Annotated in this window: 16 protein-coding genes; all 16 read left to right on the top strand. The window is 40.2% G+C overall.

What is annotated here, in order from left to right; translation table 11 throughout:
* Positions 1 to 361: 361 nt before the first annotated feature.
* Positions 362 to 10,879 carry a YSIRK-type signal peptide-containing protein gene (locus HT725_RS07715; protein ID WP_173253357.1) on the top strand — a complete coding sequence of 3,506 codons (10,518 nt, stop codon included), beginning with the start codon at positions 362 to 364 and terminating at the stop codon, positions 10,877 to 10,879.
* 180 nt (positions 10,880 to 11,059) lie between these two features.
* Positions 11,060 to 12,190, top strand: coding sequence for a radical SAM family heme chaperone HemW (hemW, locus tag HT725_RS07720; RefSeq protein WP_173253358.1), 1,131 nt, complete (start codon positions 11,060 to 11,062; stop codon positions 12,188 to 12,190).
* 4 nt (positions 12,191 to 12,194) lie between these two features.
* Entirely contained in the window at positions 12,195 to 12,932 is a 738-nt protein-coding gene (locus tag HT725_RS07725; protein WP_173253359.1) for an acyl-[acyl-carrier-protein] thioesterase, read from the top strand.
* A gap of 10 nt (positions 12,933 to 12,942) precedes the next feature.
* A complete protein-coding gene (locus HT725_RS07730) occupies positions 12,943 to 13,716 on the top strand; it encodes a TIGR01457 family HAD-type hydrolase (protein ID WP_173214074.1) in 774 nt (257 codons plus the stop codon).
* The gene (locus tag HT725_RS07735; RefSeq protein WP_173253360.1) at positions 13,706 to 14,323 is read left to right on the top strand and encodes a TIGR01906 family membrane protein; all 618 of its coding nucleotides are present in this window, start codon (positions 13,706 to 13,708) and stop codon (positions 14,321 to 14,323) included. Before HT725_RS07730 ends, HT725_RS07735 begins: the two co-directional genes overlap by 11 nt.
* A 209-nt stretch (positions 14,324 to 14,532) precedes the next feature.
* Complete coding sequence (locus HT725_RS07740; protein ID WP_000631259.1) at positions 14,533 to 14,934, top strand: Spx/MgsR family RNA polymerase-binding regulatory protein; 402 nt, start codon at positions 14,533 to 14,535, stop codon at positions 14,932 to 14,934.
* The gene (locus HT725_RS07745) at positions 14,934 to 15,212 is read left to right on the top strand and encodes a UPF0223 family protein (RefSeq protein ID WP_023946312.1); all 279 of its coding nucleotides are present in this window, start codon (positions 14,934 to 14,936) and stop codon (positions 15,210 to 15,212) included. The genes HT725_RS07740 and HT725_RS07745 overlap by 1 nt, the downstream gene beginning before the upstream one ends.
* Complete coding sequence (locus HT725_RS07750; protein WP_173253361.1) at positions 15,202 to 15,975, top strand: inositol monophosphatase family protein; 774 nt, start codon at positions 15,202 to 15,204, stop codon at positions 15,973 to 15,975. The genes HT725_RS07745 and HT725_RS07750 overlap by 11 nt, the downstream gene beginning before the upstream one ends.
* Positions 15,976 to 17,280 carry an RsmF rRNA methyltransferase first C-terminal domain-containing protein gene (locus tag HT725_RS07755; protein ID WP_173253362.1) on the top strand — a complete coding sequence of 435 codons (1,305 nt, stop codon included), beginning with the start codon at positions 15,976 to 15,978 and terminating at the stop codon, positions 17,278 to 17,280.
* Positions 17,281 to 17,555: 275 nt separating this feature from the next.
* Positions 17,556 to 18,434 carry a phosphate ABC transporter substrate-binding protein PstS family protein gene (locus HT725_RS07760; protein WP_173214081.1) on the top strand — a complete coding sequence of 293 codons (879 nt, stop codon included), beginning with the start codon at positions 17,556 to 17,558 and terminating at the stop codon, positions 18,432 to 18,434.
* Entirely contained in the window at positions 18,434 to 19,351 is a 918-nt protein-coding gene (gene pstC, locus HT725_RS07765; RefSeq protein WP_049495124.1) for a phosphate ABC transporter permease subunit PstC, read from the top strand. The genes HT725_RS07760 and pstC overlap by 1 nt, the downstream gene beginning before the upstream one ends.
* On the top strand, positions 19,341 to 20,225 hold the full coding sequence (pstA, locus tag HT725_RS07770; protein WP_000543046.1) for a phosphate ABC transporter permease PstA: 885 nt from the start codon (positions 19,341 to 19,343) through the stop codon (positions 20,223 to 20,225). The genes pstC and pstA overlap by 11 nt, the downstream gene beginning before the upstream one ends.
* 10 nt (positions 20,226 to 20,235) lie before the next feature.
* The gene (pstB, locus tag HT725_RS07775; RefSeq protein ID WP_020900241.1) at positions 20,236 to 21,039 is read left to right on the top strand and encodes a phosphate ABC transporter ATP-binding protein PstB; all 804 of its coding nucleotides are present in this window, start codon (positions 20,236 to 20,238) and stop codon (positions 21,037 to 21,039) included.
* Positions 21,040 to 21,051: 12 nt separating this feature from the next.
* Positions 21,052 to 21,810 (top strand): phosphate ABC transporter ATP-binding protein PstB, encoded by a 759-nt coding sequence (pstB, locus tag HT725_RS07780; protein WP_173218717.1) that lies wholly within the window; start codon positions 21,052 to 21,054, stop codon positions 21,808 to 21,810.
* An 11-nt stretch (positions 21,811 to 21,821) separates the two neighbouring features.
* Positions 21,822 to 22,475, top strand: coding sequence for a phosphate signaling complex protein PhoU (gene phoU / locus HT725_RS07785; RefSeq protein ID WP_173218719.1), 654 nt, complete (start codon positions 21,822 to 21,824; stop codon positions 22,473 to 22,475).
* A 158-nt stretch (positions 22,476 to 22,633) separates the two neighbouring features.
* Positions 22,634 to 23,449: an ABC transporter substrate-binding protein gene (locus HT725_RS07790; RefSeq protein WP_000837372.1), complete on the top strand. Its 816-nt coding sequence runs from the start codon at positions 22,634 to 22,636 to the stop codon at positions 23,447 to 23,449.
* Positions 23,450 to 23,464 lie beyond the last annotated feature (15 nt).

Raw genomic sequence — 23,464 nt, forward strand, 5'->3', positions numbered from 1 at the left:
AGGTTTTTTTATGTGGATAAAACCTTAAATAAAAAGAAATTTAATGATTTTTGAAAATAGATAAGTATAATCTACTTTTTTGTGAACAGAGTTGTTTTTAAAAAAATATCAATATATTCACAATGTTATACTTAAATATACAATATTTTCGAATGTTAAAGAATATAAGGCCAAATATTTGATTAAGTATGTAGAAAATAGTATAATTGAGCTGTGATAGCTGTGATAGCTGTGATAGCTGTGATAGCTGTGATGTTATTTGCCTATAGCAATCATCATAGTGATTTTTGTAGCTTAACTCTTTTTAAGGAGTTGAAGTTATAAAGATTGCTTTTTTATTATATTTTCCTTAGGAGGAGAAATGGAACACAAATCGAATTCATATAAAGTAAATCGACAGCAACATGAAAAGGTACTGCGCTTTTCGATTCGTAAATATAGCTTTGGTGCTGCTTCAGTAGCTGTTGCGGCATTGATGTTTTTGTCTGGGCATCAGGCTGTTCGAGTTGAGGCTGCTCAAGTTTCAGATATTACTGAAGCACCGGTTATCCCAGATAAAGAAGAGGCTCATACTGCTACAATAGTAGATTTGCCTAAAACAGAAGATTCTCTAACTACAGATAAAGAAGAAAAATCACCAAGTACAGCTGAGAATCCGGCTGAGACTTTATCTGAGAAACTACCTGAAACTTCAACTGAGAATGCATCTGAAAACGAGACTACTGCCCTTGATAAAGAGGTAGTTGAAAAACAAACATTAGATAAGACTAAATTACAAGCTAATATTACAAAAGTTCAAGAACTCTTGGATAAAGTCAACAAGGAAAAAGCTCCAGCTTCAACCCTTGCTGCAATCCAAGCAGATTTAGAAAATGCTAAAAATGCATTAAATAATAATGAGTTAACACAAGCTGAAGTAGATGCGGCAGCTAAAACGCTTAGCGATAAATTGTTTATATTATCTTCAATGCCTAAGATTGGCACTCCTGAAAAAGTAGTAAAAGAAGGCAAAAATACGATTGCTAATACTGGGTCTCGTGATTCACGTAATGGCGAAACCATGGAAGAAGGTGCTGATCTTCGCTCAGCACCTATTGATAAAAATACCAAACGTGGAAAATTAGATCTCGTTGTAGCAAATTCTGGATTTGTTACAGGATATGCAACACCATCTTCGACAATTGAAATTAAGAAAAATGGGAAAACGATACTGACTTCTAAATTAGATGATACAGGAGCCTTCAAATTAAATGCCCCAGGTATTGAAGTTGGAGATAGAGTTGACTTAGTAGTGAATGGACAAAGTGTTTCTAATACTACTGTAAAGAAAACAGATACTGTATCATTCAATGACAGTTTAGCTGGTATTGCTCAAGTTGATGGATATACAGCAGCAGAAGCTGATGTAGAAATATCAATTGGTGGACAAAAATACACGACTAGATCACAATCAAATGGATACTTCACAGTCAATGTTGATACAAAATTGATGGTGAACGATGCCGTTATTACAACTGTCGTTAAAAAGAATGGGAAAGAAGTAGGTTCTGGAACAAGTACGGTTCGTAATACGAAAGTAACAGACTTCGGGGTTGGTTGGATTAAAAACCCGATGATTGATTATTCGCACCGTGATGTATTTTCTCCAGATACGAAACAATATGCATTCGTAAGTAAAGGAACTGCTGATCAAGCGTATGACAATATTCGTGCTTATCGTGAAATGCGTATTGAAAATAATGGGGATAAATATTATTATTGGATATTAGATTCAGGTCCAAGACCAAATGGACTGGCTGGTGTTTCTAAAAAAATTTCACTTGCGATTCCACGTACAGTAGGAGATCCTTATGACTTTACTTATACAAAATACCAAGATGGAAAACAGACTTTCCATAAGGATTATGCTAGTGCAACAGCATGGGAGTATGAAAACTCAACTTTTCGTGCTTATGTAAAAGATGGCGTCCGACGTTCAGGGGCGGCTTATACTGAAAATGTAGACGGATGGCTTAAATATATAAACCCAGAGGCTGGTACTAGACTGACTAATTGGAGGTTTAATATTTATCGTAAAAATAGCGGAGATGGTACAGAGCCTGACAACGATGCCTTTTCTCGTGTTAGTGATATATTGGGGATTCGTAAAGATGGTCTTGAATACAATCTTGTTCGAGGTGTTATAGAAGATAGAATGAACGTAGTTGCTGGGCAACGTTCAATTATCACTTTCAAAACTAAAATTCTTGACGGAGATGACCTAAATAATAGCATTATGTCGGATTGGGGGGATAAAAACACCAATAACCCTATGCTTGACGAAATAAAAAAACGTCTAGCCAATGACCCATTCCTTGCTTATGGAGGATATACAGAGGGTGGATATAGACGCTATAGAACTGGTGAAAATGCAATTATCGGTGTATTACCGTTGAAACCAGACGAAGCAGCTAAATATGATCTTAAACCAGTATCTAAAGAGCAAACAACTAATAAAGGTGTCGTTCCACCTGCTATTAATAGTATTGCTAATACAAAAGACTTACCTGCTGGTACAACATACCGTTGGTTTAAAGATCCAGATGTATCAAGACCTACAGCACCAAATGTACCTGTGTATGGTAAAGTGGAAGTCATTATTCCAGAACGTGGAACATTTATTGTAGATGCACCTATTCATGTTACAGAGGATAAGGCAAAAACACCAGAAGCTCCATTAGCAACAGCAAATGAAGATGGGTCTGTAACAGCTAAACCACAAGATTCAAATAAAGTGGATAAAATTAAAGTTAGCTATACAGATGAAAATGGTTCTAATAAGACAGCTGAAGGAAATAAAGGAAAAAATGGAACGTGGACTGTTACGAATAATCCAGAAGTCCAAATTGATGCAAATACAGGTGCAATCACAATTCCAGCTGATAAAGTCAAAGACAATACAGAAGTAACAGCAGTTACAACAAATGGAAACAGTGATGAATCAACTCCAGCAACAGCAACTGCAAAAGCACCAAAACCTGAAAAACCAATTGTAACGGCACCAAACACTGGTGATGTAACAGCAAAACCACAAGATTCAGCTAAAGCAGATAAAATTACGGTTACTTATAAAGACGAAGATGGAACAAATGTAACGGTAGTAGGTAATAAAGGAAATGATAACACATGGACTATTGAGAATAATCCAGGTGTAACTATTGATGCAAATACAGGTGCAATCACAATTCCAGCTGACAAGGTGAGAGATAATACCGTAGTAACAGCCATCACAAAAAATGGCAATAGTGTTGACTCAGATCCTGCATCAGAAACTGCAAAAGCACCAAAACCAGCAACTCCAACAGTAGTAGCAAAAGAAGATGGATCTGTAACAGCAAAACCACAAGATCCAACAAAAGCAGATAAAATAACGGTTACTTATACAGGAGAAGATGATTCACCAAAAACAGTAGTAGGAACAAAAAATCCATTTAATCAATGGATTTCAGATGATCCAGAAATCAACATCAATGAAGACACAGGTGAAATTACAATCCCTGCTGAAAAAGTAAAAAATGAAACAGTTGTAACAGCTATCACCAAAAATGGAACGAGTGATGATTCAGAACCAGCAAAAGCAACTGCAATAAAACCGGATAATGAACCACCTGTTTTAACTCTATCGACTAATAATGTAACGGTAGTAGAAGGGGAAACTGTAACATTTACAGTGACGGCAAGAGATGATAAAAAGGTTACTTTTGAAGGTACTGAATTTTTAACAAAATATTTTAATAGAATAACTTCTGGATCAGTGACATATAAGAATGTAAAAACAACAGATACAGAAAAAATTCTAGAAGTAACCATTAAAACTGTAGCAGACGATGTTGGTAAACAAAATACAATTATATTTAACGCAACAGATGATGCAGGAAATAAAGCTACACCAGTGATTTTCTCATTTGATGTAACACCACGTGATAGAACAGCACCAACGATTTCAGCTAATGGAGCTACAGTTACAAATCGTGAGGAAATTATACCAATTCCAGTAACAGCTAAAGATAACGATGGTGGAGTTGGAATGCGTGAAGATACTCCAATCGAAGTAAAAGACTTACCAGATGGATTGAAATTTGAAAATAATCAAATCGTAGGAACTCCAACTGGAACACCTGGAACTGCCAAAGTAACGATTACAGCTTATGATAAAAATGATAATAAGGCTGAGAAAACAATTGAAATTGTAGTCAAAGGGCAAAATGAGCAGTATAACCCATTAGGAAAAGACCAAACTGTTCCTAAAAATTCAGTACCTAAGGCAGAGGATAGTATTGCGAATAAAACTGACCTTCCACAAGGAACAAAATATACTTGGTTAACTACACCAGATACGAGTCAAGGCGGGCAAACAGTTTCTGCAGTTGTTGTGGTAGAATATCCAGACAAAACAAGAGATAACGTTAGTGTGAATATTAGTGTACCTACGAATTTAACAGCAGAAGTTACGAAACCAAATGAAGTTTTGGAGAAACGTGCAGTCGAATCCAAAAAAGTAGTCACACCAAATAAAGAGGGTTCAACGATTGCAACAGAAAAAGCAGAAAATGGTTTAACCGTTAATGGAGAAGGTAAATTAACTGGAACGCCAAAAGTAGAAAATTGGGGCAAAGACGAAGAAAAACGTGCTATCACAATTCCAGTTAAAGTTACGAATGGAAACGAAGAAATCACAGTAAGCGTACCAGTTACAATTTTACGTGATACGGATGGAGATGGAGAACCAGACACTACAGATCCAGATGATGACGGTGACAAAATTACGGATGAGGAAGAAAAGGCAAAGGGAACAGATCCAAAGATTTTTGATAAACCAGACAAGCCAACCTCATATGGTCTAACAGGAGCAGTAAAACCATCTACTGTTACTGAGAATAAACAAGTGACTGAACCAGGAGTTGTTACACCAAATAAGACAGGATCAACGATTGAAACACCAGCTTCTGTAAATGGATTAACCGTTGATAATAATGGAAGTTTAACAGGAACTCCAAAAGTAGACTCTTGGGGTGAAGGTGAAGAAGAACGTGATATTACTATCCCAGTAAAAGTTAAGAAGGATTCGGAAGAAGCTAATGTAAGTGTACCGGTTAAAATCCAACGCGATACAGACGGAGATGGCAATCCAGATGTGACAGATACAGATGATGATAACGATGGAATTTCAGATGACGATGAAAAGAGAAATGGAACAGATCCAAAAGTAGCAAATGGTCTGACAGGAATCGTTACAGCTCCAGCTAAAGTGAAAGAAAAAACTCCAGTACCGACGACTTTACCAAAAGTTGTAACGCCAAATAAAGAAGGTTCAACAATTACAACAGAAAATCCAGTAAATGAATTGAAAGTGAATGGAGAAGGTAAATTAGAAGGAACACCAACCGTAAATGATTGGGTTGGCGGAGAAGAAGAACGTAATATCACAATTCCTGTTAAAATTACGAGAGAAAAAGATGGAACTCCAAAAGAGGAAGTTACGGTACATGTTCCAGTGACAATCCAACGTGATACAGATAACGATGGAACTCCGGACGTTGACGATTTAGATGATGATAACGATGGAATTTCAGATGAAGATGAAAAGAATAATGGAACAGATTCAAAAACTGCAGACGGACTAAGTGTGAAAGTTACAAAACCGAATGTAGTGCTGGAGAAAAAAGAAGTTACTCCAAAAGAAGTTGTCACTCCAAATAAAAAAGATGCAACAATTACTACAACTACGCCAGAAGTGAACGGTCTGACAGTTAATGGAGAAGGAAAATTAACAGGAACTCCAACAGTGGAAAATTGGGGTAATGATGAAGAAGAAAAAACTATCAGTATCCCAGTTAAAGTAACGAGAGAAAAAGATGGTAAAAAAGAAGAAGTTGAGGAAAACGTTCCAGTCACAATCCAACGTGATACAGATGGAGATGGAATTCCAGATGTTTTAGATACAGATGATGACAATGATGGCATTCCAGATGATGTGGAGAAAAGTAATAAAACAAATCCAAAAGTTCCTGATAATCTAACAGCAATAGTTGCTGCACCAACTAAAGTTAAAGAGAAAAGCCCAGTTACTCCAACAAAAGTTGTTACACCGAATATGCCAAATTCAGCAATTACGACAGAAAATCCAATGAATGGCTTGAAAGTCAATAATGAAGGCAACTTAGAAGGAACACCGTCAGTAGATAATTGGAAAAAAGACGAAGAAGAACGTCATATCTTAATTCCGGTTAAAGTAAAAAATGGTGATAAAGAAATCATAGTAAAAGTTCCAGTCACAATCCAACGTGATACAGATAATGATGGAATCCCAGATTCAGAAGACACAGATGATGATAACGATGGAATTCCAGACACTGTAGAGGATAAAAACGGAACAGATCCAAAAGCTGCAAATGGATTAGAAGTAGCAGTTACCAATCCAGACAAAGTGAAGGAGAAAACTCCAGTTACTCCAATAAAAGTTGTAACTCCAAATAAAGAAGGTTCAACGATTGTAACAAACGCCCCAAATGGAACAGTGAACGGTCTAAAAGTCAATGATAAAGGCGAACTGGAAGGAATCCCAACAGTAAATGATTGGGATAAAGAGGAAGAAGAACGCCCTATCGATATCCCTGTTAAAGTTACTAAAGTTTTAGAAAAATTCACAGAAAATGGTAAACAAGAAGTAAGGGAAGAAAAAGACGTAACAGTTCGAGTAACAATCCAACGTGACACAGATGGAGACGGAGATCCAGATGTTACAGATACAGATGATGATAACGATGGAATTCCAGATGAAGTTGAAAAAGCAAATGGAACAGATCCAAAAAATGCAGACAATCTAACTGCAAAAGTTTCAGATCCAGTTAAAGTTACAGAAAAGACACCAGTTCCTTCAACATTACCGAGAGTTGTCACACCGAATAAAGACGGTTCAACAATTACAACAGAAAACCCAGTAAATGGATTAAGTGTTGGTGAAGATGGTAAATTAACAGGAAGACCAAGCGTAACGGATTGGGGTAGTGATGAAGAACGTAAAGTAAACATTCCAGTTAAAGTGAAGAATGGGGATGAAGAAATACGTGTAGAAGTACCAGTTATTATCCAACGTGATACAGATGGAGATGGAGATCCAGATGTGACAGATAAAGATGATGATAATGATGGAATTTCAGATGAGGAAGAAAAGAAAAACGGAACAGATCCAAAAGTTGCTACAACACAAACTCCTGTGGAAATAACTATTACACGTGAGAAAAATGGAGACGCAATTGTTACACCGAAAAAACCAGACGGAAAACCGTACCCTAAAGATACGAAGGTAGAAATTCCAGGTGAAAATGGAACAACAATAGTAGTAACGATAGGTGACAAAGGTTTTGGAACAGTACCAAATGATCAACTTCCAAAAGGCGAAGTACCAGGACAAGGTGTAGTAACCGAACCAAACAAACAGCCATCAAAACCAGTAGATGTAACAACGCCAGTTCGTAAGACACCAACGGTAGAATTGACTCAAAATCCAAGCACAGGAGATGTCACAGTAACACCTAAGAAAGTAGATGGCTCAAACTATCCTACAGGAACTACTGTAACAATCCCAGGCAAAGATGGAAAAACTATTGATGTAGTAATCGGTGAAAATGGATCAGGTACAGTTGCAAATAATGATTTACCAGAAAGAGATGTACCAGGAACAGCTATCATTACAGAACCAAATCAAAAACCATCGCAACCAGTGGATATTACAACACCAGCTAAAAAGGTACCAACATTACAATTAGATCAAGATCCAAAAACTGGAGATGTAACGGTAACACCTAAGAAACCAGATGGAACAACATATCCATCAGGAACTAAGGTAGAAATTCCAGGTAAAAACGGAAATCCAATCACTGTAACAATTGGAAAAGATGGAACAGGAACAGTTCCTAATAATGATTTACCGGATGAAGATACTCCAGGAACAGGTAAGATTAAAGAAGATGGTAAACCAGAGGTAGAGATTAAGGTAGAAACACCGAAAAAAATTGACCCTAGTGCGCCAGAAACAGCACAAGTAGGGACAATTGAAATCACAAGAAAACCAAACGGAGATGCTGTAGTAACACCTAAGAAATCAGATGGAACAAATTATCCTAAAGATACTAAAGTGAAAATTCCAGGAGAAAATGGAATAAGCATCGTAGTAACAATAGGAGAAAATGGTTCAGGAGAAGTACCGAATGACCAACTTCCAAAATATGAAGTACCAGGAAAAGGAACAGTAACAGAACCGAATAAGAAACCATCACAACCAGTTGCTGTAACAACACCAGCTCGTAAGACACCAACAGTGGAAATGGAACAAAATCCAAATACAGGAGATGTAACGGTAACGCCTAAGAAACCAGATGGAACACCATATCCAGAAAATACTAAAGTAGAAATTCCAGGAAAAGATGGAAAAACTATTGAAGTAACACTTGACAAAGATGGAAAAGGTACAGTTCCGAATAATGATTTACCTGATGAGGATACTCCAGGAACAGGTAAGATTAAAGAAGATGGTAAACCTGAGGTAGATGTTAAGGTAGAAACACCGAAAAAAATCAATCCAAATCATCCAGCTACAGAACAACCAACTGAAATTGACATCACAAGAAAACCAAATGGAGATGCGATTGTTACACCTAAGAAACCGGATGGAATACCATATCCACCAGGAACAACTGTGAAAATTCCAGGAGAAAATGGAACACCTATTGTTGTGACAATCGGAAAAGATGGTTTTGGATTAGTTCCGAATGACAAACTTCCAAAAGATGAAGTGCCAGGAAAAGGAACAGTAACAGAGCCAGGAGCTAGACCATCACAACCAGTGGATGTGATAACGCCTGCTCGTAGGCCGTCAACTATACGTTTGGATCAAGATCCAAAAACTGGAGATGTAACAGTGATTCCTATGAAGCCAGGTGGAGGAACATATCCACCAGGAACGAAGGTCGAAATACCAGGTAAAAATGGTAATCCAATTGTAGTAGAAATCGGACAAGGTGGAACAGGAACAGTTCCAAATAACGACTTACCAGACGGAAATGTACCTGGAACAGGTAAGATTACAGAACCAGGAAAACCAACTACGGAAGCTCAGGTGCTAACACCAGGTAAAATCAATCCAACCGCTCCTCAAACAGACCAACCAGGTAAGATTGAAATTACAAGAAATCCAAATGGAGATGCAGTAGTTACACCTAAGAAACCAGATGGAACAACATATCCATCAGGAACTAAGGTTGTGATTCCAGGAGAAAATGGAACATCTATTATTGTAACGATTGGAGATAACGGCTCAGGAACAGTTCCAAATGATAAACTTCCAAAAGAAGCTGTCACAGGAAAAGGAATTGTAACAGAGCCGAATAAGAAACCGTCACAACCAGTAGCTGTAACGACACCTGCTCGTAAGACTCCAACAGTAGAGCTGACACAAGATCCAGCTACAGGAAATGTCACCGTCACACCGAAAAAACCAGATGGTTCAACATATCCACCAGGAACTACGGTAGAAATTCCAGGGAAAGATGGCAAACCAATCGTTGTACCAATCGGAAATAATGGAACAGGAACAGTTTCAAATAATGATTTACCTGATGAAGATACTCCGGGAACAGGTAGGATTAAGGAACCAGGTAATCCAACAGTTGAAGTTAAGGTAGAAACACCGAAAAAAATTGATCCTACTGCGCCAGAAACGGCAGAATTAGGTACAATTGAAATCACAATAAAACCAAATGGAGATGCTGTGGTAACACCTAAGAAACCAGATGGAACAACAACCTATCCAGAAGGTACTAGGGTGAAAATTCCAGGAGAAAATGGAACATCTATAATTGTGACAATCGGAAAAGATGGATCAGGAACAGTTCCAAATGATCAACTTCCAAAAGAAGCTAAACCAGGAAAAGGAACCGTAACAGAACCAGGTAAGAAACCATCTAATCCGGTGGATGTAACAACCCCAGCTCGTAAGACACCAACAGTAGAGTTGGATCAAGATCCAAATACAGGGGATGTGACGGTAACACCTAAGAAACCAGATGGAACACTATATCCAGAAAATACTAAGGTAGAAATACCAGGTAAGAATGGTAAACCTATCGTCGTAATAATTGGAAAAGACGGAAAAGGAACTATACCTAATAAAGATTTACCAGATGGAATAGAACCAGGAAAAGGAACGATTACGGAACCAGGAAAAGATCCTGTAGAAGTAATTGTAACAACCCCAGCCCGTAAGATACCAACACTAGATGTTTATCAAGATCCAAATACAGGTGACGTTACAGTAACGCCTAAGAAACCAGATGGTTCAACATATCCACCAGGAACGAAGGTAGAAATTCCAGGTAAGAATGGCACACCAATTGTCGTAATAATTGGACAAGACGGAAAAGCTACAATACCAAACAGTGAATTACCAGACGGTAAAGTTCCAGGTACAGGTAAGATTACTGAACCAGGTCAACCAGCTGTAGAAGTTCCAGTAGAAACTCCAGCTAAGGTAACACCAGCAACACCAACAGATACAAATCCAGTTGCACCAGTGACACCTGATACGCCAGTCAAACCTTCTACTGATGGAGATTCTGGTCAAGATACACCTACACCAACTAGTCCAACTCCAAATGCAGTTACTCCAAATGCAGATCAGGTAGATACTAAGACTACTGTTGATAAAGGAGCTAAGTCAAATGATTCTCAAAATGTATTGCCAAATACAGGAACAGAATCAAATGCGACTCTTGCATCTCTAGGACTTCTTGGTATGCTAGGCGGTCTCGGACTTGCTCTTAGAAAGAAAAAAGAAGACTAAAATAAAAATTTAGTCAAATGAACATTCATTCTTTTGTGTTTTAACAACGAACTAGATTGATTCTGATAGTTGTTTTATCCATAAAGTACAAAGAATGTTTAGAGAAAGAAAGCGAACAATGCTAGGATTTTGTTAAAGGGAATTCTAAGTATTGTTCGCTTTTGTGGTATAATAATTATTATGCAGAAAAAACCAACGTCAGCCTATGTGCACATCCCGTTTTGTACCCAGATTTGTTATTATTGTGATTTTTCAAAAGTTTTTATCAAGAATCAGCCAGTCGACAGCTATTTAGAGCATCTGTTAGAAGAGTTTCGTTATTATGATATTCAAAAGTTGCGGACCCTCTACATTGGTGGTGGGACACCAACAGCCTTGTCAGCTCCGCAACTGGAGGTGTTATTGAAGGGCTTGACTAAAAACTTGGACTTGTCTGTCTTGGAAGAGTTGACCATTGAGGCAAATCCAGGGGACTTGGATGCGGATAAAATTGCTGTTTTGAAGAACTCGGCTGTCAATCGTGTTTCGCTAGGTGTGCAAACCTTTGACGACAAAATGCTGAAAAAGATTGGGCGCAGTCATTTGGAGAAGGATATTTATGAAAATATCGACCGCCTGAAACTGGCTGGTTTTGACAATATCTCCATCGATTTGATTTATGCGCTGCCAGGTCAAACCATGGAGCAGGTCCAGGAAAATGTGGCTAAGGCCATTGGACTGGATATTCCCCATATGAGTTTGTATAGTTTGATTTTGGAAAACCACACGGTCTTTATGAACCGGATGCGACGAGGGAAATTGCCTCTGCCTAAGGAGGAACTGGAGGCTGAGATGTTTGAGTACATCATCGCAGAGCTGGAGCGAGCTGGTTTTGAGCATTATGAGATTTCTAATTTCTCCAAACCTGGTTTTGAAAGTCGCCACAATCTCATGTACTGGGACAATGCTGAATACTATGGCATCGGTGCTGGAGCGTCTGGTTATGTCAATGGAGTGCGCTATAAAAATCATGGTCCCATTCGTCATTATCTCAGTGCAGTTGAGGAAGGCAACGCACGTATTACAGAAGAGCATCTGAGTCAAAAAGAGCAAATGGAAGAAGAAATGTTCCTGGGACTCCGCAAGAAATCAGGGGTCTCGATGGCGCGATTTGAGGAAAAATTTGGCCGGTCTTTTGATGGACTATATGGTGAAATCATCAGAGACTTGGTTCAACAAGGTCTCATGCAAATAGAGGGTGACCAAGTTCGCATGACAAAAAGAGGTCTCTTTTTAGGAGACACCGTAGCAGAACGATTTATTTTGGAGTAGAATGATGGGCTTAACTTATCAAATGAATATGAAAATTCCTTTTGATATGGCTGATATGAACGGTCATATCAAGCTTCCAGATGTGGTTTTGCTATCCCTACAAGTTTCAGGGATGCAGTCGATTGAACTAGGAGTTAGTGATAAAGCCATTTTGGAAAACTATAATCTGGTCTGGATTATCACAGACTATGATATTGAGGTGGTTCGTTTGCCTCGTTTTGCGGAAGAAATTACCATCGAAACGGAAGCCCTGAGCTACAATCGACTTTTTTGCTATCGTCGCTTTACCATTTATGATGAAGCAGGTCAGGAACTCATCCATATGATGGCGACCTTTGTTTTCATGGATCGAGACAGTCGAAAAGTCCATGCTGTTGAACCTGAGATTGTGGCTCCTTACCAATCTGATTTTAATAAAAAGCTTATCCGCGGCCCAAAGTATGAATCCTTGGAAGAACCATTCAGTAAGGATTACCATGTTCGTTTTTACGACTTGGATATAAATGGTCATGTCAATAACAGTAAATACTTGGACTGGATTTTTGAGGTCATGGGAGCGGACTTTTTGACCCAATATATTCCCAAGAAAATCAACCTCAAGTATGTCAAGGAAGTTCGACCAGGTGGGGTGATTACATCGGCTGTTGAACGGACTGAACTGGAAAGCAAGCATGAGATTACAAGCGACGGTGTTACCAATGCACAGGCTATTATTACTTGGCAAGAAATAGAAAAGGCTTAGGGAGAAATAGATGAAATATAAAGGCTATTTAATTGATTTAGACGGAACCATTTATAAGGGGAAAGATAGAATTCCAGCAGGAGAGGCTTTTGTTCATGAATTGCAAAAGCGGGACATCTCCTATCTCTTTGTGACTAACAATACAACCCGCACTCCTGAGAGTGTTCAGGAGATGCTGGCTCAGAATTTTAATATCGATACTCCTCTATCGACTGTCTACACAGCGACTTTGGCAACTATCGACTATATGAACGACTTGGGACTGGAAAAGACTGTCTATGTCATCGGAGAAGCAGGTCTCAAGGAAGCCATCAAGGCGGCTGGTTATGTGGAAGACAAGAAAAATCCTGCCTATGTGGTAGTAGGTCTGGACTGGCAAGTTGACTATGAAAAATTTGCGACAGCAACTCTAGCTATCCAAAAGGGTGCTCACTTTATCGGAACCAATCCTGATCTCAACATCCCTACAGAACGCGGTCTTTTGCCAGGGGCTGGTTCACTGATTACCCTACTTGAAGTAGCAACACGAGTGAAGCCTGTTTATATCGGAAAACCAAATGCTATCATTATGGACAAGGCGGTTGAGCACTTAGGTTTGGAACGTGAAGAGTTGATCATGGTTGGGGACAATTATCTGACTGATATTCGGGCTGGGATTGACAATGGCATTCCAACGCTCTTGGTGACGACAGGTTTTACCAAGGCAGAAGAAGTAGCAGACCTGCCAATCGCACCGACTCATGTGGTTTCTAGCCTTGCGGAGTGGAACTTTGATGAAAACTAAATTAACCTTTTGGAGCTCTATGCTCTTTCTCCTCTCTCTTTTTATCCTTCTGACCATTTATCTGGCTTGGATTTTTTATCCGCTGGAAATCAAGTGGTTGAACTTAACGAATCGAGTTTATCTAAAACCAGAAACCATTCAGTACAACTTTCATATCTTGATGAATTACCTGACCAATCCTTTTAGTCAGGTCCTAGAGATGCCAGATTTTCGTTCGTCAGCAGCTGGTCTGCACCACTTTGAGGTGGTCAAGAACCTCTTTCACTTGGTTCAGCTAGTAGCTCTAGTGACACTTCCAAGTTTCTATTTCTTTGTCAATAAGATTGTAAAAAAGGGCTTTTTATCTTTATTTAGTAAAGGGCTCCTGACCCTAGTGGTTTTTCCTTTGCTGATTGGACTTGGGGGAGTTTTGATTGGTTTTGACCAATTCTTTACTCTTTTCCATCAAATTCTCTTTGTGGGAGATGATACCTGGCTTTTTGACCCATCCAAGGATCCAGTTATTCTGATTTTACCAGAGACTTTCTTCCTTCATGCTTTCCTCCTCTTTTTTGCCCTCTATGAAAGCTTCTTTGGCTATCTTTATCTGAAAAGTCGTAAGAAGTGAATTGAAAGCTGTTTTTAATTTGTATATATAAAAATGCATATGATTTAAAGCTATCCTTAAGAGTGAATTAAGCAAATCCAATTGTGTCAATCGTTCGCAAACAGTCTATTTTTCTTGAAAAAATAGGCTTTTTTTCTAAAAATCTCTAGTCAAGCGCTTTATTTTTTTGTATAATAGAAGTAGCAAAGTATAGATAAGAAGAGAAAAGCATGATTACACTATTTCTATCACCGAGCTGTACATCATGTCGTAAGGCTAAGGCCTGGTTAGAAAAACATAAGGTTCCCTTTGTGGAACACAATATTATGACCAGTCCTTTAACAAGAAAAGAATTGCAACACATCCTTTCCTTGACCGAAAATGGTACTGATGACATCATTTCAACTCGTTCAAAAATTTTTCAAAAATTGAATATTGATGTAGAGAGTATCTCGGTATCGGAATTGCTTCATTTAATTGAGCAGTACCCTAGTCTTTTGCGTCGTCCAATTATTATCGATGCCAAACGCATGCAGATCGGGTTTAATGAAGATGAGATTCGTGCTTTTCTCCCTCGTAGTTACCGTAAGCAAGAACTAAAAGAAGCAAGAATGAGAGCTGGTATTAGTTAATGAACAAACAGTATAGTTACCCACTAGATTTGTCGTGGAGCACTGAAGAACTTGCTTCAGTGCTTTCTTTTTTTAATGATGTTGAAGCTGCCTATGAAGGCAAGGTAGAGGCTCAAAAGCTACTGGATTCCTATAAGGGATTCAAAGCGGTTGTGCCAAGTAAGAGCGAAGAGAAACGTTTGGGACGAGAATTTGAAACAGTGAGTGGCTATTCGCTTTATCGAGCAGTTCAGGCTGCCAAGGAAAAAGGGGAAGGAAAGATTTCTCTTGGAAAGTAAATTTGAATTTGCCAAAGAGCTTGTCAAGAGAGCGGGTCAGTACATCCTTGACCACATGCAGGAAGACTTGCGCGTTGAGACCAAGTCCTCTCCAACAGACTTGGTGACCAGACTGGACAAGGAAGTTCAGGAACTCTTGGTTGGTGAAATTCTATCCCGTTATCCTGAGGATAAGATTTGTGCTGAAGAGGGTTGTTTGCGAGCTTCAGTTCAAGAGGGCAAGGTTTGGATCATTGATCCCATTGATGGTACCAATAACTTTGTAGCCCAGCAGGAAGATTTTGCTGTTATGATGGCTTATTTTGAAAATGGTCAGGGACAGTTTGGACTGATTTATGATGTGGTCAAAGGGGATTGTTACCACGGTGGTGGGGAATTTCCAGTTTGTCTAAATGATAGGCTCCTAGCTCCCTTTAAAGCCAAACCACTTGGAGATTTTCTCATTGCGGGAAATAGTGGCATGCTGGAAACCAACGAATGGGGCTTGGCTGATTTGAGTCGAGCAGTACTTGGTGTTCGTGTTTATGGGAGTGCGGCCATTAGTTTTGCCAAGATTTTGTCAGGGCATTTGTTGACCTATGTCACCTATCTGCAACCATGGGATTATGCTGCGGCTAGTATTTTAGGGGAAAGTCTGGGCTATCGGGTTGTAACCCTATCTGGTCAACCGCTTGATTTTCAAACCAGACAACCGGTCATGATGCTACCTCTTGAGATGCAGGAGGAAATTCAGTCCTATATTTACGAAAGGAAAAGAACTTAAATGCAATTTCCAGAAGGATTTGTTGAAAAATATGAAGAGATACTAGGAGATGAGGCAAGAGATTTTCTTGCCTCTTTTGAGGAGGAAGCGGTTTCGGCTTTTCGGGTCAATCCTTTAAAAGAAGCGCCAGTTTCCTTTCCTGATCCTATTCCTCAAACCCCTTGGGGCCATTATGGAAAGGTGTCAGGGAAATCGCCTGAGCATGCTACTGGTTTAGTTTATTCGCAAGAACCTGCTGCTCAGATGGTGGCTCAGGTAGCCCAGCCTAGTCCTGGTATGAAAGTCTTGGATTTGGCTGCTGCACCGGGTGGAAAATCAACTCAGCTGGCAGCCTATCTAGCAGGGGAGGGGCTCCTTGTTTCCAATGAAATTTCAAGCAAGCGGGCTAAGATTTTAGTAGAAAATATGGAGCGATTTGGAGCGACCAATGTCGTAGTGACTAATGAATCTGCTGACCGCTTGGCCAAGGTTTTTAAGGGCTATTTTGACCTCATTGTCCTTGATGCTCCTTGCTCTGGTGAAGGAATGTTTCGTAAGCAACCAGATGCTATGGACTATTGGAGCTTAGATTATCCAAGTCAATGTGCTAGCTTGCAAAGAGAAATTTTGGAGGATGCAGTGACCATGCTAGCTGATGGTGGTCGTCTGGTTTATTCAACCTGTACCTGGGCCCCCGAGGAAAACGAAGAGATTGTCAATTGGCTACTGGAGGAGTATGATTTTGATTTGTTGCCAGTAGAGCATATCAATGGAATGGTAGCTGGTATTGACCTGCCAGAAACGGCTCGGATGTATCCTCATCAGTTTAAGGGTGAGGGACAGTTTGTCGCCCATTTACAATTTAAAGGAGAAAATCCAGCCCCTAAATGTAAGGCAAGCAAAAGTAATCTCAGTCGTGAACAAGTTGTCTTGTGGCAGGAATTTGCTCAAAACCACTTGAAGAACAATCTAAGGGGAATCTTGCAGACTTTTGGGGACCAACTCTATCTCCTGCCAGAACTTTTGCCAGATTTAGGAAAACTCAAGATTGCTCGCAATGGACTGCATCTGGGCACTTTTAAGAAGAAACGTTTTGAACCCAGTTTTGCTCTTGGTCTAGCCTTGAAACCGAGTCAGGTCAAGCAGTCGGTTGAAATTGACCAAGAGGAATTTGTAAAGTATGTGGCAGGAGAAACCGTTCAGCTGGCGGAAAGTATGCCAAATGGTTGGTACCAAGTTTTGGTTCAAGGCAATGGTTTGGGCTTTGCTAAGGTGACTGGAAATGTTTTGAAAAATTATTTTCCTAAAGGCCTCAGATTCAAGTGAAAATGCTAGTCAAAGTAACTTGTCTATGTTATAGTGGAAGTATGGATTTTTTTCAAATTGTCTTTCATTTTAAGTCAAAATTGGTGGAAAGGTAACTAAGCAAATTTCTAGTTAAACCAAGCTAATACTCTTCGAAAATCTCTTCAAACCGCGTCAACGTCGNNATTTTCATTGAGTATAAGAACTTCAGTTGGCTCTCAATTTTCAAAAGAAAAACATAAATAAATAGTTGAAAAAATTCACAGCATTCACCATTATTTTCAAGGAGAAAAACAGTGAAAAAAAGGAAAAAACTCGCTCTATCCCTTGCAGCTCTTTTGCTGGCAGGTTCTTTGGCGGGATGTGCTAGCTGGATTGATCGTGGAGAATCCATGACAGCTGTTGGTTCAACGGCTCTTCAGCCCTTGGTCGAAGCAGCAGCAGATGAATTTGGCTCTATGCACATTGGAAAAACAGTCAACGTCCAAGGTGGAGGATCTGGTACAGGTCTGTCTCAGGTTCAGTCTGGAGCCGTTGATGTAGGAAATTCAGACGTATTTGCCGAGGAAAAAGACGGTATAAACGCATCCGCTCTAGTAGACCACAAGGTTGCTGTAGCGGGCTTGGCAGTGATTGTAAACAAAGAAGTTGACGTTGAAAATCTGACAACTGAACAACTCCGTAGTATCTTCACAGGCCAAGTGACCAACTGGAAAGAGGTCGGTGGAAAAGATCTAGCCATTTCTATTATCAACCGTGCAGCAAGTTCTGGTTCGCGTGCAACCTTTGATAGTGTTGTCATGGATGGCCAATCTGCCATGCAGAGTCAAGAACAGGATTCAAATGGGATGGTCAAAAACATTGTTTCCCAGACACCAGGAGCCATTTCTTACCTAGCCTTTGCCTATGTGGATGACTCGGTGAAACGCATGAAGTTGAATGGCTATGAGCCAATTGCAGAAAATGTTACAAGCAATAACTGGCCTTTGTGGTCTTACGAACACATGTATACCCTAGGTCAACCAAATGAATTGGTGGCAGAATTTCTCAACTTTGTCCTCTCAGATGAAGCGCAAAGTGGAATCGTTAAGGGGATGGGTTACATTTCTGTTAAGGAAATGAAGGTTGAAAAAGATGCTGTAGGAACGGTGACAGCACTAGAAGGGAGTCAATAATGAATCAAGAAGAATTAGCTAAAAAATTACTTTCTCCCTCAAAGAACTCTCGTTTAGAGAAACTTGGAAAAGGCTTGACCTTTGCCTGTCTGTCTTTGATTGTCATTATTGTGGCTATGATTTTGATATTCGTAGCCCAAAAAGGTTTGTCGACCTTCTTTGTAAATGGGGTTAATATCTTTGATTTCCTATTTGGCCAAACTTGGAATCCTTCAGGGAAACAATTTGGTGCCCTTCCTATGATTTTGGGTTCCTTTATCGTTACCATTCTCTCAGCCCTTATCGCAACACCCTTTGCTATTGGTGCAGCAGTTTTTATGACCGAAGTCTCACCAAAAGGGGCGAAGATTTTGCAACCAGCTATTGAATTGCTGGTCGGGATTCCTTCAGTCGTGTATGGATTTATCGGTTTGCAGGTCGTAGTTCCCTTTGTACGCAGTGTCTTTGGTGGAACTGGTTTTGGGATCTTGTCAGGGATTTTCGTTCTCTTTGTCATGATTTTACCAACGGTAACCTTTATGACAACCGATAGCTTGCGTGCGGTGCCTCGTCACTATCGCGAAGCTAGTTTGGCTATGGGAGCCACTCGCTGGCAAACCATCTGGCGCGTGACCTTGAAGGCGGCGCGTTCAGGGATTTTTACAGCAGTGGTCTTTGGGATGGCGCGTGCCTTTGGTGAGGCCTTGGCCATTCAGATGGTCGTCGGAAACTCAGCCGTTGTCCCAACTTCATTGACAACACCTGCTGCAACCTTGACCTCTGTGTTGACCATGGGTATCGGAAATACCGTTATGGGAACAGTTGATAATAACGTTCTTTGGTCACTAGCCTTGGTATTGCTCTTGATGAGTTTGGCCTTTAACAGTGTGATTAAATTGATTACGAAAGAAAGAGGAAAGAAAAACTATGCACGCTAAGAAATTAGATAAAATTGCAACAGCTGTCCTCTACTCGATTGCAGGAATTATTGTTGCCATCTTGGCATCCTTGATTCTTTATATCTTGGTTCGTGGTTTGCCCCACATCTCTTGGTCTTTCTTGACTGGCAAATCATCTTCTTACCAAGCAGGCGGAGGGATTGGAATTCAGCTCTATAATTCCTTTTTCCTCTTAGTTATTACCTTGATTATCTCTGTGCCTTTATCTATGGGAGCTGGGATTTTCCTAGCTGAATATGCCAAAAAAGGTCCTGTGACCAACTTTGTCAGAACCTGTATTGAAATCTTGTCTTCACTGCCATCAGTGGTTGTAGGTCTCTTTGGTTACTTGATCTTTGTAGTTCAGTTTGAGTATGGATTTTCAATCATTTCAGGTGCCTTGGCCTTGACAGTCTTTAACCTGCCTCAGATGACACGTAATGTTGAGGACAGCTTGAAACACGTTCACCATACGCAGCGTGAAGCTGGTCTGGCCCTTGGGATTTCTCGTTGGGAGACTGTGGTCCATGTGGTCATTCCAGAAGCCCTACCAGGTATTGTAACGGGTGTCGTCTTGGCCTCTGGTCGTATCTTTGGTGAGGCTGCGGCTCTTATCTATACAGCAGGACAATCCGCTCCAGCCCTTGACTGGTCTAACTGGAATATTCTCAGTGTGACCAGCCCAATCTCTATCTTCCGTCAAGCAGAAACCTTGGCTGTCCATATTTGGAAAGTCAACAGTGAAGGTACTATTCCTGATGGAACCATCGTATCAGCAGGTTCTGCAGCCGTGCTCCTCATCTTTATCCTCATTTTTAACTTTGGAGCTCGCAAACTCGGAAGCTACCTACATAAGAAATTAACAGCTGCCTAAAGGAGAAGCCATGTCAAAATATAATTGGGATGAAAAGCATATCATCACCTTTCCTGAAGAGAAAGTGGCCCTCTCTACTAAGGATTTACATGTTTACTACGGTAAAAAAGAATCCATCAAGGGTATCGATATGCAATTTGAAAAAAATAAAATTACAGCCTTAATTGGCCCTTCTGGTTCAGGGAAATCAACCTACCTCCGCAGTCTCAACCGTATGAATGATACTATTGATATTGCCAAGGTCACAGGTCAAATCCTCTACCAAGGGATTGATGTCAACCGTCCAGAAATCAACGTCTACGAGATGCGTAAACACATCGGAATGGTCTTCCAACGACCAAATCCCTTTGCCAAGTCTATCTACCGCAATATCACTTTTGCCCATGAACGTGCAGGGGTTAAGGACAAGCAAGTCTTGGATGAAATTGTGGAAACTTCTCTCCGTCAGGCTGCCCTTTGGGACCAGGTCAAAGACGATTTGCACAAGTCAGCCTTGACCCTATCAGGTGGTCAGCAGCAACGTCTCTGTATCGCTCGTGCTATCTCTGTTAAACCAGATATTCTCTTGATGGATGAGCCAGCATCAGCCTTGGATCCGATTGCGACAGCCCAGCTGGAAGAAACCATGTTGGAATTGAAGAAGGACTTTACCATCATCATCGTGACCCACAGCATGCAGCAGGCTGCGCGTGCTAGTGATTACACAGGATTTTTCTACTTGGGTGACTTGATCGAGTATGATAAGACGTCTAATATTTTCCAAAATGCCAAACTACAGTCAACCAATGACTACGTAACAGGACACTTTGGATAGAAAGGAAACAGTATGACAGAAGCGATTTTACAGGTGTCAGACCTGTCCGTTTACTACAATCAAAAGAAGGCCTTGAATAGTGTTTCCCTCTCTTTCCAACCCAAGGAGATTACAGCCTTGATTGGTCCATCTGGATCAGGGAAATCAACCCTCCTCAAGGCTATCAACCGCATGGGGGATCTCAATCCAGAGGTGACCACAACTGGTTCAGTAGTTTATAACGACCATAATATTTACAGCCCACGTACAGATACAGTTGAATTGCGGAAGGAAATCGGTATGGTTTTCCAACAGCCCAACCCTTTCCCTATGTCCATCTACGAAAATGTTGTCTATGGGCTTCGTATCAATGGAGTGAAGGACAAGCAGGTTCTGGATGAAGCAGTGGAAAAAGCCTTGCAACGAGCTTCTATCTGGGATGAGGTCAAGGATCGCCTACATGATTCAGCTATCGGACTTTCAGGTGGACAACAGCAACGTGTCTGCGTTGCCCGTGTCTTGGCAACCAGTCCTAAAATCATTCTCTTGGATGAACCGACTTCAGCCTTGGACCCTATCTCGGCTGGTAAGATTGAGGAAACCTTGTATGGTCTAAAAGATAAATATACCATGCTCTTGGTTACGCGTTCTATGCAACAAGCCTCTCGTATTTCTGACAAGACAGGATTTTTCCTAGATGGAGATTTGATTGAGTTTAACGATACCAAGAAGATGTTCCTCAACCCACAACACAAGGAAACAGAAGATTATATTTCAGGAAAATTTGGATAAGGAGATAAATGATGTTACGTTCTCAATTTGAAGAAGATTTAGAGAAATTGCACAACCAGTTCTACGCTATGGGACAAGAAGTGCTATCTCAAATCAATCGTACGGTGCGTGCCTTTGTTACGCATGACCGTGATTTGGCCAAGGAAGTCATCGAAGACGATGCAGAAGTAAACGAATACGAAGTGAAATTGGAGAAGAAATCATTTGAAATGATTGCCCTTCAACAACCCGTTTCTCAGGACTTGCGTACTGTTTTGACAGTCTTGAAGGCTGTATCTGACTTGGAACGTATGGGTGACCATGCTGTTTCTATTGCCAAGGCGGCAATTCGTATGAAAGGGGAGCAACGTATCCCAGCTGTTGAAGAAGAAATCAAGAAAATGGGTCGCGATGTCAAGAACTTCGTCGAAGCAGCCCTTGAACTCTACCTGAATGGTTCAGTAGACCATGCCTATGAAGTAGCAGCCATGGACGAAAAAATCAACCATTATTTTGATAGCATTCGTGACTTGGCTACAGAAGAAATCAAGAAAAATCCAGATGCCATCGTTACAGGTCGTGATTACTTCCAAGTGATTGCCTTCTTGGAACGCATTGGAGATTATGCCAAGAATATCTGTGAATGGGTTGTTTACTTTGAAACAGGTAAGATTGTCGAACTATAAAATAGGTTCATTCTGTATAAAAAGGAGCTGGAAGCCAACTGATAGCTCCTTTTCTTGAATGAAAAAAATATTTTCAAGATAAAAATTCAAAAAAGTGCTTGACAAGTAGCTTGAATAGCGTTATAATTATACAAAATCAACAGAGAGGTTGTTTATTTATGAAATCAAAAAAATGGATATTTGTTTTATGTAGTTTTCTTGCAAGTTTCTTCTTAGTAGCTTGCCAGTCAGGTTCGAATGGTTCTCAGTCAGCTGTTGAGGCCATTAAGCAAAAGGGGAAATTAGTTGTGGCGACTAGTCCTGACTATGCACCTTTTGAATTTCAGTCTTTAGTTGACGGGAAAAATCAGGTAGTCGGTGCGGACATTGATATGGCTCAAGCTATCGCTGATGAACTTGGGGTGAAGTTGGAAATCTCAAGCATGAGTTTTGACAATGTTTTAACCAGTCTTCAAACTGGTAAGGCTGACCTAGCAGTTGCGGGAATTAGTGCTACTGACGAGAGAAAAGAAGTTTTTGATTTTTCAATCCCTTACTATGAGAACAAGATTAGTTTCTTGGTTCGTAAAGCTGATGTAGAAAAATACAAGGATTTAACTAGCCTTGAAAGTGCTAATATTGCAGCCCAAAAAGGGACTGTTCCAGAATCTATGGTCAAGGAACAATTACCAAAAGCACAGCTGACTTCCCTAACCAATATGGGGGAAGCAGTTAATGAATTGCAGGCTGGAAAAGTAGATGCTGTTCATATGGATGAGCCTGTTGCCCTTAGCTATGCTGCTAAAAACGCGGACCTAGCTGTCGCAACTGTCAGCTTGAAGATGAAGGACGGCGAAGCCAACGCAGTTGCCCTTAGAAAAAATAGTGCTGATTTGAAAGAAGTGGTGGACAAGGTCATCCAAAAACTCAAGGATGACGGCACCTACCAAAAATATCTTGAAAAGGCAGCAACCTTAACAGAAGTTGAAGAATAATACTCAATGAAAATC

Origin of the sequence: Streptococcus sp. 2579 (assembly GCF_013277195.1) — a bacterium.
Classification (GTDB): domain Bacteria; phylum Bacillota; class Bacilli; order Lactobacillales; family Streptococcaceae; genus Streptococcus.

What these genes read in the sequence shown, in the direction of transcription:
- HT725_RS07715 (WP_173253357.1), top strand. Translation starts at nt 362, where the DNA reads ATGGAACACAAATCGAATTCATATAAAGTAAATCGACAGCAACATGAA.
- hemW (WP_173253358.1), top strand. Translation starts at nt 11,060, where the DNA reads ATGCAGAAAAAACCAACGTCAGCCTATGTGCACATCCCGTTTTGTACC.
- HT725_RS07725 (WP_173253359.1), top strand. Translation starts at nt 12,195, where the DNA reads ATGGGCTTAACTTATCAAATGAATATGAAAATTCCTTTTGATATGGCT.
- HT725_RS07730 (WP_173214074.1), top strand. Translation starts at nt 12,943, where the DNA reads ATGAAATATAAAGGCTATTTAATTGATTTAGACGGAACCATTTATAAG.
- HT725_RS07735 (WP_173253360.1), top strand. Translation starts at nt 13,706, where the DNA reads ATGAAAACTAAATTAACCTTTTGGAGCTCTATGCTCTTTCTCCTCTCT.
- HT725_RS07740 (WP_000631259.1), top strand. Translation starts at nt 14,533, where the DNA reads ATGATTACACTATTTCTATCACCGAGCTGTACATCATGTCGTAAGGCT.
- HT725_RS07745 (WP_023946312.1), top strand. Translation starts at nt 14,934, where the DNA reads ATGAACAAACAGTATAGTTACCCACTAGATTTGTCGTGGAGCACTGAA.
- HT725_RS07755 (WP_173253362.1), top strand. Translation starts at nt 15,976, where the DNA reads ATGCAATTTCCAGAAGGATTTGTTGAAAAATATGAAGAGATACTAGGA.
- pstC (WP_049495124.1), top strand. Translation starts at nt 18,434, where the DNA reads ATGAATCAAGAAGAATTAGCTAAAAAATTACTTTCTCCCTCAAAGAAC.
- pstA (WP_000543046.1), top strand. Translation starts at nt 19,341, where the DNA reads ATGCACGCTAAGAAATTAGATAAAATTGCAACAGCTGTCCTCTACTCG.
- pstB (WP_020900241.1), top strand. Translation starts at nt 20,236, where the DNA reads ATGTCAAAATATAATTGGGATGAAAAGCATATCATCACCTTTCCTGAA.
- pstB (WP_173218717.1), top strand. Translation starts at nt 21,052, where the DNA reads ATGACAGAAGCGATTTTACAGGTGTCAGACCTGTCCGTTTACTACAAT.
- phoU (WP_173218719.1), top strand. Translation starts at nt 21,822, where the DNA reads ATGTTACGTTCTCAATTTGAAGAAGATTTAGAGAAATTGCACAACCAG.
- HT725_RS07790 (WP_000837372.1), top strand. Translation starts at nt 22,634, where the DNA reads ATGAAATCAAAAAAATGGATATTTGTTTTATGTAGTTTTCTTGCAAGT.